General features: G+C 64.7%; 11 protein-coding genes. 2 read left to right on the top strand and 9 right to left on the bottom strand.

Annotated features, from left to right (window positions below):
* Nucleotides 1–122: 122 nt before the first annotated feature.
* The gene (locus GVM20_RS04825; protein WP_166546164.1) at nt 123–821 is read right to left on the bottom strand and encodes a response regulator; all 699 of its coding nucleotides are present in this window, start codon (nt 819–821) and stop codon (nt 123–125) included.
* A 158-nt stretch (nt 822–979) separates the two neighbouring features.
* On the opposite strand from GVM20_RS04825, the gene GVM20_RS04820 reads away from it, so the two are divergent.
* Nucleotides 980–2,071: a hypothetical protein gene (locus GVM20_RS04820; protein ID WP_166546163.1), complete on the top strand. Its 1,092-nt coding sequence runs from the start codon at nt 980–982 to the stop codon at nt 2,069–2,071.
* A 27-nt stretch (nt 2,072–2,098) separates the two neighbouring features.
* Nucleotides 2,099–2,584 (top strand): DUF3617 domain-containing protein, encoded by a 486-nt coding sequence (locus tag GVM20_RS04815; protein WP_166546162.1) that lies wholly within the window; start codon nt 2,099–2,101, stop codon nt 2,582–2,584.
* 46 nt (nt 2,585–2,630) lie between these two features.
* Here the strand turns inward: GVM20_RS04815 and GVM20_RS04810 are convergent, their stop codons facing one another.
* From GVM20_RS04810 to GVM20_RS04775, 8 genes are all read right to left on the bottom strand, one after another.
* Nucleotides 2,631–3,206 (bottom strand): histidine phosphatase family protein, encoded by a 576-nt coding sequence (locus GVM20_RS04810; RefSeq protein ID WP_166546161.1) that lies wholly within the window; start codon nt 3,204–3,206, stop codon nt 2,631–2,633.
* Nucleotides 3,207–3,308: 102 nt separating this feature from the next.
* Entirely contained in the window at nt 3,309–4,598 is a 1,290-nt protein-coding gene (locus tag GVM20_RS04805) for an Hsp70 family protein (protein WP_166546259.1), read from the bottom strand.
* Nucleotides 4,599–4,868: 270 nt separating this feature from the next.
* Nucleotides 4,869–6,731, bottom strand: a complete 1,863-nt coding sequence (locus GVM20_RS04800) for a methyl-accepting chemotaxis protein (protein WP_234031856.1) — start codon at nt 6,729–6,731, stop codon at nt 4,869–4,871.
* Nucleotides 6,732–6,815: 84 nt separating this feature from the next.
* Nucleotides 6,816–8,621 (bottom strand): methyl-accepting chemotaxis protein, encoded by a 1,806-nt coding sequence (locus tag GVM20_RS04795; protein WP_234031855.1) that lies wholly within the window; start codon nt 8,619–8,621, stop codon nt 6,816–6,818.
* Complete coding sequence (locus GVM20_RS04790; RefSeq protein WP_353653103.1) at nt 8,618–10,159, bottom strand: putative bifunctional diguanylate cyclase/phosphodiesterase; 1,542 nt, start codon at nt 10,157–10,159, stop codon at nt 8,618–8,620. Before GVM20_RS04790 ends, GVM20_RS04795 begins: the two co-directional genes overlap by 4 nt.
* A 105-nt stretch (nt 10,160–10,264) precedes the next feature.
* A complete protein-coding gene (locus tag GVM20_RS04785; protein ID WP_353653102.1) occupies nt 10,265–11,125 on the bottom strand; it encodes a CheR family methyltransferase in 861 nt (286 codons plus the stop codon).
* Between the two features lie 9 nt (nt 11,126–11,134).
* On the bottom strand, nt 11,135–12,292 hold the full coding sequence (gene cheB / locus GVM20_RS04780) for a chemotaxis-specific protein-glutamate methyltransferase CheB (protein WP_353653101.1): 1,158 nt from the start codon (nt 12,290–12,292) through the stop codon (nt 11,135–11,137).
* Complete coding sequence (locus GVM20_RS04775) at nt 12,289–12,654, bottom strand: response regulator (protein ID WP_166546160.1); 366 nt, start codon at nt 12,652–12,654, stop codon at nt 12,289–12,291. Before GVM20_RS04775 ends, cheB begins: the two co-directional genes overlap by 4 nt.
* Between the last annotated feature and the right edge of the window lie 17 nt (nt 12,655–12,671).

Below are 12,671 nucleotides of genomic sequence, written 5' to 3'. Positions count from 1 at the left end.
GTCCGATGTGTGGCGGATGCGGCACATGGGCACACCTCTCAAGATGCTGATTTCCCATGTTGCTTTCGACCTATCACGAGAAGGATCATATCCCCTCAGAGGAGGGGATGATCCGGCCGCGCTTACTCGCGGTCGATGCGGATCAATTTGGCCTGGATCGCCTCGAACACCGCCTCGCCGCGCGATCTGACGTGCAGCTTGCGGTAGATGCCCTGCACATATTCGGCGACCGTGTAAGGCGAGAGGTTCATCACCCGCGCCGCTTCCTTGCGGCTTAACCCGCGCGCGAGATATTCCAGCAGTTCGCGTTCACGCGGGGAGAGGTGCGGTGCATCGGGCCCGGCAGTTTCTGCGACAGGCTCATCGCGCACAAGGCTCAGCAAGTGGCTCGCGGCGCGCGCGCTGATCGGGGTCTCGCCCGCCAGCGTCGCCCGGACATGAGCGAGCACCATGTCGGCGCTCGTATCCTTGAGGATATAGCCATCCGCCCCGGCCTTCAGCGTGCCGAGCACACTTGCCCGGTCCTCGAACACGGTGAAGACCAGCACCCGGCAGGCCGGCACCTTGGTGCGGATCGCCTCAATCACAGTGATCCCGTTGCCATCGGGCAGGCCCAGATCGAGCAGCGCCAGATCGGGCATCAGATCGACCAGCGGCAGGCCATCGGCCAGCGTGCCTGCATCGCCGACAACGGCGATATCCCGAGCCGCCGCCAGCGCCCCTTTGGCATAGCTCCGCAGCCGCTCGTCATCCTCGACGATGATGACGCGGGCCGGGCGCGGCGGTGCCTCGGGGGCGGGATGCTGTGTGCCTTGCGCCATGGTGTTGCTCGTGGTGCCTTGCGGTCGGGGCCTTGTCCACTCTCCGGTGGCACTATCGCCTTGCCCGACCTCAATCGCATCCCCGCCAGATGAGGGGATGGCCCGCACGGCGTCATCGCCGCACCATGGGAGCGTCAAAGCCGCAAGGGGAGGGCATCATGCGCAAAGTCTGGATCGCCGCTTTAACATTGGGATGCACGGCGCTGGCTGGGACGGAAGCTGCTGGGCAGGATCCGTTCAAGCGGTTGCGTGACGTGATCGGCAAACCCGCGGCCCCCACGCGGGAACGGCCCACGCGCCGCCCGCTCCCGCAGCCCGCCGTCGGCCCGGCACCGGCCTCGTCCTTGCAAAGCAGTGGCAGCATTCCCGATCAGGGCGTCCACAATGCCGTTCACGCCGCCCATCAGAGCCAGATCGTGTTCACCCGCCGCGATCTCGGCATCAGCGCAATCACCGAAAGCGACATCGCAACTGACTTTACGTTGGGCGAACCGATGTTCTTCCGCGTCTTCACCGAAAAGTCCGCCGTCAACGCTATCGCCGCCGCCAACAGCATGGGCGCGCGCGAGGTCTATGCCGACGGCGTCCACTACATCGCCCGCTTTACGGTGGGCGGGCAGACGTTCGACACCGACATCTTCCCTTGGGGCAATCGCAAGGATCACGAGACCTGGACCACCTGGCGCGGACAATTCGTCAATCCCGGCAACGCACAGCTGACGCCCGGAACCGACGCCTTCCTCGAACTGCTCTCGCGCGCCACAATGGCGGGTGTGCTGAACCCGGGGACGCACACGGTGACGATGGAGGTGATCCCCCAGACAAACACCGAGGCTCAGACCAAGCTGAAAGCGGACGTCGTCGCCAAGGGCAGTTTCACACTGCGCGTTCCGCCCGGCATCTTCAAAGCGGGCAACACCGCCGTCTGCGGCGCAGGGCGCGGCGGGGCGGGAACCGCGGCAACCGAGGCCCGCGCGCTGAGCGAAGCCAAGCGCTATTGGGACTGGCCCGATCTCACTCCGGTCAAAGCGGTCGCGGTGGGGCGCGAATGGAAAATCACCGTCAATGAATTGACCAGCGTGCCCATCGAACGCGCGACGGACGTGACGATCATGTCGCGCGGCGCGAAGTATTGCGCCGCACACCGTCACACCGTGACCGAAGCCTATGCCGGCGGCGGCACCTATGCGCCCGGCGGGCTTTCGGTGAATTTCACCCCCGGATACATCCCCTGCGGCTGTCTGGACTGAAGCCCGCTCATTTCCAAGGAAATCTCTATGAAACAGCTGCTTGCCACCTTCCCCCTGATCGCGCTCCTCGCCGCCTGCGGGCAGGCCGACGGAGAACTCAATCCGGGCAACTGGAAAAGCACGATGGCCATGAGCAAGTTCGAAATCCCCGGCGCGCCCCCCGAAGTCGCAGAGCGTGCCAAGACCATGCTCGGTCAGAGCCAGACCACTGAGGCTTGCATGAGCGAGGCCGAGGCCAAGGCCGGGGTGCGCTCGATGTCCAACTCGATGCAGCAGGGCGACTGCACGATGGAAGATTTCAAGCAGGGCGGCGGCACCATGTCGGGCACGATGGTGTGCAAAGGCACCGGCGGCGGCTTCGGCGCGCCAAAAATGGCGATGACCGGAACGTACACCGCCGACAAGGTGACAATGCTCATGGCGGGCGAGATCACCGACGACAAGCTGCCCGGCGGCAAGGCCAATATGGAAATGAGCCTGACCAGCGAACGCACAGGCGAATGCAAAGGCTGATGGGATATGGCCCGTTCGGGAAGGGCATGCCCAAATGCGCCGATGTTCAGCCGAGGGATATTGGCTCAATCCGGCCGTTGGACAGTCGCCAGATAACGTCCTGAGGCACTGGCAAGCACAATGCTTCTGCTCTGGGCATCCCGCTGTATGCGCCTCTGATGATCCGGCTGACCAGCCCGTGAGATACGGCGATCATCACACCCTGTCGTTCGCGCAACCAGCTTTCGGCTCTCAGGAAAGCAGCGTCGTAGCTCTCCCCGTCAGGTGACCTGAAAAACCAGTCGAAGGGTGTCGCGCCATCCAGCAACCCCGGCCATTGTGCGTCGATATCGATGTCAGTCAAACCATCCCATGAACCCAAGGACACCTCGGCAAGACGATCATCACACTCAGCGGCAGGCAGATTCGCGCTTTCAGCAATGATGGCTGCGGTCTGGCGCGTTCTTCCCAGCGGACTGGAGACGAACGCATCGATTGAGAGCTCCAACCCGGCGAGGCGTCTGCCGATCGCCTCGGCTTGCCTGACGCCAGTCGCAGTCAGGGCTGAATCCAGCTTTCCCTGGAAACGGCCCTGAACATTCCATTCCGTTTCCCCGTGGCGGATCAAATAGATTTCGGTCATTGGGGCCGCACTATGCCGATTGGCGGAGCGTGCGCAAACCTTCCGCAATGTCCGTAAGTGACCCGATCGCTGCGCGCGAGAAGACCTCCGGGAGCAAAATCGTCACACGCTCCACTCGGCAGGATTGGGATCATTGCCAATCAGCGCAAGACCATGCGCAATGGAGGTCAGCTCCCCGCCGGTCGCAATCTGCTCGGCACTGAACCGCCGTTCAAACAGGGCGCGGATAGCTGGGATGAGTGACGACCCGCCGGTGAGGAAAACGCGGTCGATGGCGGCAGGCTCGAGTCCGGCCTTCGCCAGCGCGGCATCCATTGCGGCTTCGATCCGGCGCAAATCCTCTGCGATCCACTGCTCAAATTCTCGCCGGCTGACGACCGCATTGATTGCAACGCCGCCGCCAGAAAATGTGAACTGCGCTTCGTCACCGCTCGATAGCGCGCGCTTGGTCCGGCCGACGGCTTCGTAGAGCGGAAAGCCCTGTTCATGCTCAATGAGTGCGATCATGCGCCCGATCGGGGCGGGATCGATCGCGTTGCGTTGCAGCTTGCGAAGCTCCTCCAGCGTGCGCTTGTTGCGCATCAGTGCAAGCCGGGACCAATCGGCAAAGTCGTTGAAATAGCCGCCTGGTATTTCGAGGATCTTGTCGAAGGACCGATACATCCCGCGCTTGCCAAGCAGCGGCAGGACGAGATGGTCGACGATCCTCTTGTCGAAGAGATCTCCCGCGATGCCGACGCCGGACGAGGCCAAGGGCTGACAGCGCCGCCTGCTGCCCGGCTCTGCCACGCGAACCACGGAAAAGTCGGTCGTGCCGCCCCCGAAGTCAGCGACGAGCAAGGTCGTTGGACGATCAAGCCGTGAGGCAAAGCTGAATGCGGCACCCAATGGCTCGTAAACATAATGGAGCTGCGAGCCCCATTGCGCAAACATCAGATCATAGCGCTGCCGCGCCAAGGCTGAATCAGGCCGCGCGCCGGCATATTCGACAGGCCGGCCGACGACGATGCGCGGCGGCAAGCTTGATAGCTGGCCGCCGGCATGATCGCGGAGCTTTTGCAGAAACAACTGCCCGAAATCTTCGAACCGGAACGACCGTCCGAAGATTTGCGCGCGCTCGAATAGTGCACTTGCGGCAACCGTCTTGAACGATTGCACGAAGCGGCTGTCGAGGGGCGACTGAAGAAACTCGGCGATTGCCCACGGACCGGCCTCGCTGGCAATGCTGTTCGGCCCGCTGCCTTCTTCCCAGAAGCATAGCGCCGACCGAAAAATCTCGCCCGTCGCCTCCTCACCCTCAAAGGCAATCAGTTGCGACTCGTCTCCGCCGCCGCTGAGCGCAACAACGGTATTCGTTGTGCCGAAGTCGAGGCCGAGCGCTGTCGGCGCAATACCAGTCACGGGGCCGAGCCTTTCGATTTGAGCATGAATCAGGAGGGCGGCGCCTATTGCACGCCCCGCTGGGACCCACAAGGCCGCCAAGTGCGGGACCTGTGGCCCGACATGCTCACGCTGACCGTCAGGTCGTGCTCGACTCTACGCCTGCCGTCGACGTCAAGCCGTCAGAAAAATGCTGATCAGGATTGCCAATATTCCCGCACGGCCGGCGACACCCGTTGGATCAGCCCTTTCGCCGCGGAACACGTTGCCGCGACGACGGGATCACCCCATCCGCACCGTGCGCAGGAAGCCGCGAACCTGTTCGCCCAGATGCGAGGCCTGCGCCTCCAGCTCGTTGGCGCTTAGCAGCACCTGCGAGGCGGCCGCGCCGGTTGAGAGCGACAGCTGACGCACATCCTCGATATGGCCGGAGACCTTCTCGGTTCCGCGTGCGGCCAGATCAATGCTCTGCGCCAGATCGCGCCCGGCGACGGACTGCTGATCGACTGCGGTGGCGATGGAGACGGCGGTGGATTCCAGATCCTTCACCTGTCCAGCAATCGCTCGCAGCGCCTTGACGCTGGCGCCGGTGGTGGATTGCATCGCGCGGATCTGGTCGGCGACCTTTTCGGTCGCACGGGTGGTTTGCATCGCCAATTCCTTGACCTCGCTCGCCACCACCGCGAACCCGCGTCCAGCCTCGCCGCCGCGCGCCGCTTCGATGGAGGCGTTGAGGGCGAGCAGGTTGGTGCGCTGGGCGATGGTCTGGATCAGTTCGACGATCTGGCCGACTTCATCCGCCGAGGCAGCGAGTGCCGAAATCGTCTCATCCGCTTCACCGGTCGCAACCGTCGCGAGCCGTGCGAGTTCGCTCGACGACGCGGCCTGACGGCTGATCTCGCTGATCGACAGGGCGAATTCGTCGCTCGCAGCCGCAGCGGCTGTGGCGCCTGCGTTCGCTTCTTCCATCGACAGGGCGACCTCGCCGGTGCGGCGGCTGGCTTCCTCGGCGCTGGAGGCCATGCGGCTCGCTGTGGTGTGGAGCTGGCTCGATGCGGCGGCGACCCCATTCACGACTTCGCCGACGGTGCGTTCGAACTGGCGCGCGACTTCATCCAGCAGCGCGGCCTTGCGCGCTTCGCCCTCGAGCCGTTCGCGTTCGCGTTCCTGTTGCAGCTGCAATTCCTGCTCTGCACGTTCCGAGCGTTCACGCGCGCGGTCTTCCATCCACTTGTTCGCGCGCTTGAACAGATCGAGCGCGCGGACCATCTGGCCGACCTCATCCTTGCGCTCGGCGCCTTCGATGGTGAAATGCCGGTCGCCCGCTGCCAACTGGTTCATGCCGCCTGCAATCTCGACGATCTTGCGCGAGAAATCGCGCGACAGATAGGCAAGCCCGAGCAGCAACACCACGCCGCCAACCAGAGCCAGCGCCCCGAGGATCAGGATCATGTTGAAGAAGTAGCCGATGCCGGTGGTCTTTTGGGTCTCGCCGAGGGCCGCCAGGTCGGCGGAAAGGCGCGCGCTGGCGCCCATCAGAGCGCTGCCTTGGGCAGAGACTTTCTCGGCTGCGGCGTTGGTATCCGCCCCGCCGCGCACGGCTTCGCTGGCGCTGTCGAAGGTGCTTTCGAACTGGCTGAGTTCTTCACGCAGCGTTACCACGCGCGGAGCGAGTTCGGGGGCGTCCTTCGCGAGCGCAGCTTCGATCGCCGTCACTTGCGACAAGAGGGCGCTTTCGCCTTTGCGCTGCTGTTCGCGAAGATCGGGGTTGCGGTCATACAGCACCCGCACCGAGTGATAGCGCAGTTCGCCTGCGGTCGATTGCAGCTGCCCTGCGGCGACGAGCGTTTCCTGCACCCGCGCTGAAGCATTGTAGCGGTTCCAGAGTTCGCCGAGGCCTGCACCCAGCACCAGCACCATGAGCACGCCGGTGGCAAGGAAGGTGCCGAAGATCGCGTTGATCTTGCCCGAAAGCGAGAGGTCGCGGAACCAATCGATCCGCTCCAGCATCGTCGCGCGTGGCGCGGTGGGATGTGCGGCCGCAGCCTCGTCGCTATGGTCGAAGTTCTCTTCCATTCTGATCTGGCGCACGAAGTCGGGAACAGCCTGTTCCTCGCGTCGCTCCTGCAAGCTCATCATGTTCATGCCGCAATTCCCCGGGGTCCTGTTTCAAGCAATTGTGAAGGAAAATCCTTTCCAAATGCTTGAGTCGCGTGGATTTATTGGCGGTTAGCCCGCGCGTACTCGCGAAAGGAAGCTCTGGACCTGCGTTCTCAGGGTCGCGGCCTGCGATTCGAGGCTGGTGGCGCTGGAAAGCACCTGGCTTGCTGCAGCCCCGGTTGACAGCGACAGGGCACGAACGTTTTCGACGTGGCCGGCAACCTTCTCTGTCCCGCGCGCGGCGAGATCGATGCTGCGGGCCAGATCATGGCCGGCGACCGATTGTTGATCGACCGCGCTGGCGATGGACACCGCTGTGGTTTCGAGACTTTCGATCTGGGCAGCGATGTCGCGCAGCGCACTGACGCTGGCGCCGGTGGTGGATTGCATCGCGCGGATTTGATCGGCGACCTTTTCGGTGGCGCGGCTGGTCTGATTGGCGAGTTCCTTGACCTCACTCGCGACCACCGCGAACCCCCGGCCCGCTTCGCCGCCGCGCGCGGCTTCGATGCTGGCATTCAGGGCAAGCAGATTGGTGCGCTGGGCAATGGTCTGGATCAGTTCGACAATCTGGCCGACTTCCTGCGCGGACGCGGAAAGCGCGCCGATGGTGCTGTCTGCCCGCCGCGCCGAGACGCTCGCCTCGCGGGCAAGTTCGGCCGACGAGGCGGCCTGACGGCTGATCTCGCCGATCGACATGGCGAATTCATCGCTGGCCGCCGCTGCTGCCGTGGCGCCAAGGTTCGCTTCCTGCATGGCGGAGGATGCTTCGCCGGTCCGGGCGCTGGCGTCTTCAGCGGTGGTCGCCATCAGAGTGGCGGTCGATTGCAACTGGCTGGAAGCGGTGACGACCCCTGTCACGACTTCTCCCACCGTGCGTTCGAACTGGTCCGCGATGCCTTGCAGCACCCGTTCCCGCTCAAGCCGCGCTTCCTCACGCAGCACCTGCTGACGGGCCTGTTCGTCCAGCTCGGCCTTGGCGCGTTCGGCGCGTTCGCGGCTGAGGCGTTCGAGCCTGATCCCGGCGCGGTGGAACACTTCGGTGGCGCGCGCCATCTCGCCGATTTCGTCCTGCCGGTCTTTGCCGCTGATCGTGACATCGCGCTCCCCGGCAGCGATCCGGCTCATCTGCTGGGCAATCGCATTCAGCGTCGCCCCCACGGTACGGTTGAAATAGCGCTGAGCAAACAGAGTGATCAGCGTGAGGATGGTGGCGAGCACGATCCACATCACCAACAGGCGCGAAATCAGCGCCGCGCCGTTATCGGCCATGGAGTCGGCTTCTTCGCCGAGCGTCACGGTCATCGCCCGCGCGGCTTCGAGCACGGTGCTGCTGGTGGCGGCAATCTCGGCGGCTTGGCTCCGGCGGGCGGTGGCATCGGCGGTTTCGCCATCAAATGCGGCGACCTGACCGCCCAAATCGGCCACCCCTTCGCGGATCAGGGCGAGCCGGTCATCCGCGTCGATGCCGGCGGCATCGGCCCGTTCGGTCAGCGCAGCAACGCTCGCGGCGGCCTGTTCAAAGGCTTCGCGTGCCGCGCGGGCGCGGGCGCGATCGCCATCGGCGACCAGCAATTCGGCATGGCGCTGGCCCTCGGTCAGCTGGACCAGCAGCCGTTCGGCCTTGAGCGCGGCCTCGTGGGTCGTGCGGATCCGCTCCCCGCGCTGACCAAGTTCAACATAGCCGCCGACGACGAACAGCCCGGCCAGCAGCGCGAAGGCGAGGTTGCAGCTGAAGAACAAGGTGATCTTGCTGCCGATCGAAAGCGTGGCGAACCAGCGCTGCGCACGGCCCACCCGGCTCGCGGGCGCGCTGTGCTCGTGCGCGGCCTGTTCGGCGTCAAGGTTGAGGGCAATATCCTGGAGCGCGCTCATGCCGCGTGTTCGTCCTTTTTGTCCGGCCCGGCGACCTGTGTGTCGGCGCGGTTCTGTTCGGCCATCAACCGGTCGATTTCGGTGGCGGGCAGCGCGCGGTAGTAAAGCCAGCCTTGGATCTGATCGCACCCGGCGAGTCGAACCAACTCGGCCTGCTCTTCGGTTTCGACGCCTTCGGCGGTGACGCCCATGTTGAGCGCGCGGGCCAGTGCAATGCTGGAAAGCATCATGGCGCGGCTTCCTTCATCGACGCCGGCAAGTTCCACAAGGCTGCGGTCAAGCTTCAGCTTTTCGAACCGGAAGCGCCGCAGGAACCCGATCGAGGCGTAGCCCGTGCCGAAATCGTCCAGCGCGATCCGCACGCCGAAGCTGCGGATCACATCCAGCGTGCGTTCGGCAACAACGGGATCGAGCACAAGGCAGGTCTCGGTCACTTCGAGTTCGAGCCGGTGGGGCGGAAAACCGGTTTCTTCCAGCACTTCGCCGAGCTTGATCGGGAATTCGGCATTGCGCAGCTGGGCGGCGGAAATATTGACGGACAGCGTGATGTCGCCCCAGCGCAATGCATCGCACACCGCCTGACGCAGCACCCAAAGGCCCAGCGGGTTGATCAGGCCCGAATCCTCAGCCACCGGCACGAAGACATTGGGGCCGAGCGGGGGGCGATTGCCCCGATCCCAGCGCAGCAGCGCTTCGACCGCGACGATCCGCGCATCATCGGCGCTGACCAGCGGCTGATAGGCGAGGTTGAATTCGCCCGTGGCGATGCCGCTGCGAATCTCGTCCTCGATCTCGCGCAGGCGTTCGCGGCGGCGGTCGAAGCTTTCGTTGAACCAGGTGCAGCGCATCTTCCCGCCGCGCTTGGACATGTCCATCGCCACATCGGCGCGGCGCAGCATTTCGGATGAGGGCACGCGATTATCGGCGGTCGAGCGGGTCAAGCCAATGCTCGCGCCAACCGCGATCTGGCGGTGACCGAGCGTGACCGGGGTGCCGAGCCGTTCGAGCAGCGTGCGGCACATTCCCTCAAGAATGGTGCCCGACACCTTGCCCGCCATCACGGCAGCAAATTCGTCTCCACCAAGGCGGTAGCAGCGCGCTTCCTCGCCGCAGACGTCCCGGATCAGCTGCGCGCACAGCTCGATCAGCTGATCGCCGACCGCGTGGCCATAGTGGTCGTTCACCTGCTTGAAGCTGTCGAGATCGATCATCGCCAGTGCGACTTCCTCGGTCCCGTTGGAGATGTGCAGAATATCTTCATGCAGCGCGTGCCGATTGGGCAGGCCGGTCAGCACGTCGGTGTTGGCGCGCAGTTCCAAGCCGCGGACGCTGGCCATGCCGCTGCGGCCAAGGAAGAACAGCGTGGCGGTGTAGATCAGGATCGCGGTAACCATCAGGCTGCTATGCGATCCGATGACCCAGTGATCGCTGAAGCTGACCGCCAGCACCAGCGCGCCGGTCATGACGCTGGCCACTCCGATGGGAATGAGCACCAGTCCGACCGAGGTCAGATGCAAGGGTTGCTTCGCCGTGAACACGATCAGGTTTCCCGATAGGCACGCCGTCTGGCGGGCTGTTACTCGATCATGCTAAACAGAAGCGGCTAAGGAAGGGTAAAGCCCGCGACCACGTCGGCCGCGGGTTTACGCGATCTTCTGAAGTGCGGCGGGCAGGCCGACGGGCTCGAAAAAGCTCGCGCGCCGGGCTGTGGGGACGAAGCGGTCAGTCTGACCAACCACAGTTTCGCCCGCGCCAAGCATCAGGAACCCGTCTGGCATCACCGCGCTCGACAGGCGGGCGAAGGCCTGCGTGCGGACCTGCCGGTCGAAATAGAGCAGCACGTTGCGGCACAGCACCAGATCGAACGGCATCCGTCCGGGGAAGGGGCCGAGGATGTTATGCTGATGAAAGCGCACCTTGCAGCGCACATCCTCGCGCACTTGCCACCCGCGCGGGGTCTCGTCGAAGTGGCGCAGCATCTGGGTGACGCCGAGCCCACGCTGCACTTCGAACTGGCTGTAGCACCCGCTGCGCGCGGCGTTGATCGCGCGGTGCGACACGTCGGTGCCGAGGATATCGATCGTCCAGCCCTGCCACCGTTCCGCCTGTTCGTTGAACAGCATCGCAAGCGAATAGACCTCCTGCCCCGTCGAACAGCCCGCTGACCAGATCGAAAGGCGCCGGACATCGCGTCGGCGGTGGGCGATTTCGGGGAGGATTTCCCCGGGAAGCTGGTCGAAGGTCGGCTTGTCGCGGAAGAAATAGGTCTCGTTGTTGAGCAGCGCCTCGACCACTTCCTGCGACAGGTCGGGGGTCTCCGGGCCACCCGGAGGCGCGGCGAGCAGGCACACGAGCTGATCGACATTGCTGATCCCGTGCGCGCGGAAAATCCCCGCGAGTGCCGAATTGACGCGCCAGCGGCGGCTTTCGGTCAGGTGCTGCCCGGTCCGTGCTTCGAGCAGATCGGCGATGATCTGGTGGGAGGCTTCGCTGACTTCGATCACGCGCGCGGCCTACCGCAGGGCCGGGGAAGCGGGTGTGGCGGCTTGAGCCATCACCGCATCGCCGAGCCGGTCGGGCGGTGCGATCATGCTGGCGAGCCCCGCGCGCGCGACGGCACCCGGCATGCCCCACACCGCGCTCGAATCGGCATCCTGCGCGTAAATCGTTCCCCCGGCATCGACGAGGTCCTTGGCCCCAAGCGCTCCGTCGCGGCCCATGCCGGACAGGATCACGCCCAGCGCGCGGCCGTCGCAGGCTTCGGCAAGACTGGTCAGCATCGGATCGACCGAAGGCATGCAGCCGCTCGCCGCAGGTGCAGTGCTGACCTGAATGGTGAGGGCGGAGGCGCCCTTGCGGCGCACCACCATGTGGCCATGGCCCGGCGCGATCAGAATCCGCCCTGGGCTCAGGATCAGGCCATCCGCGGCAATATCGGCAGCACGTCCGCAAGCAGCCTCAATCTGGCGCGCGAAGACCGGCATGAACGATCCGGGCAGGTGCTGGGTGATCAGAATCGGCAGATCGAAATCCGGACCGAGCCGCCGCAGCATCAGGCCCAGAGCGTGGATCCCGCCGGTCGAAGCGCCGATCGCGATTGCCTCGGGCCGCGAGCTGCGCCGGGAATAGCCGGTTCGGGCAAAGCTGGGTTCGGCAAGGCGGGCGGGCAGTCGGTCACTATCGTCGAGGCGGCTGCCCAGCGCGCGGATCTTGCCGAGCAATTGAGCGCGGTACTCATCGGTAAAGCCGCCGGGCCGCGGTTTGAGCAGCGTATCGGCGGCGCCCATCTGCAAGGCGGAGAGCGTGTGTTCGGCCCCGTCCATCGTCAGCGACGATACGACCAGGACCTGCGGGCGGCCGGGCGTGGCGAGGATCGCAGGCAGGGCGTCCAGTCCGCCCATGCCGGGCATTTCGAGATCGAGCAGCACCACATCGGCAGGCTCGGCGGCAAGCTGGGCGATAGCGCGCTCGGCGCTGCTGGCGGTGCCGACGATCATCAGCGCGGGATCGCTGTCCACCATCCGCTTGAAGATTGTGCGGACCGTGAGCGAATCATCGACGATCATCACCCGGATCGCGGCGGCGGCACCGGCGCGGGCGAAGGGGCGGCGATCGCTCCCCTCAGCTAGGGCTGGCGGGGGCGTCCGGGGAATGAAGGAGGAGCGGTTCACGCAAACCCGACAAGCTGCAACTTGATCTGGAGCGTCTCGTGATCAAACGGCTTCATGACATATTCGTCTGCGCCAGCCTGAATCGCCTCGCGGATATGGGCCACGTCGTTTTCTGTGGTGCAGAACACCACCTTGGGCCGCTCACCGCCGGGGCGCTGACGCAGGTGGACGAGGAATTCGATCCCCGTCATCACCGGCATGTTCCAATCGAGCAGAACCACATCGGGCATCGACGCATCGCAGGCGTCCAATGCCAGCTTGCCGTTCTCGGCTTCTTCCACGGCAAAGCCGAGCGTCTCGAGGATATGCCTCGAAACCTTGCGGATAACCCGGGAATCATCGACGATGAGGCATGTTTTCATGGGCGTTCCTGCGGTTT

The organism is Porphyrobacter sp. SLTP (genome assembly GCF_009905735.1).
In the GTDB taxonomy this organism is placed as follows: Bacteria; Pseudomonadota; Alphaproteobacteria; order Sphingomonadales; family Sphingomonadaceae; genus Erythrobacter.
The sequence above is the reverse complement of the archived record's forward strand: the minus strand, read 5'-3'. Positions and strand labels throughout refer to the sequence as shown.

Bases quoted from the DNA above. Each gene is read 5' to 3' on its own strand.
- GVM20_RS04815 (WP_166546162.1), top strand. From the start codon at position 2,099: ATGAAACAGCTGCTTGCCACCTTCCCCCTGATCGCGCTCCTCGCCGCC.
- GVM20_RS04820 (WP_166546163.1), top strand. From the start codon at position 980: ATGCGCAAAGTCTGGATCGCCGCTTTAACATTGGGATGCACGGCGCTG.
- GVM20_RS04800 (WP_234031856.1), bottom strand. From the start codon at position 6,731: ATGAACATGATGAGCTTGCAGGAGCGACGCGAGGAACAGGCTGTTCCC.
- GVM20_RS04795 (WP_234031855.1), bottom strand. From the start codon at position 8,621: ATGAGCGCGCTCCAGGATATTGCCCTCAACCTTGACGCCGAACAGGCC.
- GVM20_RS04775 (WP_166546160.1), bottom strand. From the start codon at position 12,654: ATGAAAACATGCCTCATCGTCGATGATTCCCGGGTTATCCGCAAGGTT.
- GVM20_RS04825 (WP_166546164.1), bottom strand. From the start codon at position 821: ATGGCGCAAGGCACACAGCATCCCGCCCCCGAGGCACCGCCGCGCCCG.
- GVM20_RS04810 (WP_166546161.1), bottom strand. From the start codon at position 3,206: ATGACCGAAATCTATTTGATCCGCCACGGGGAAACGGAATGGAATGTT.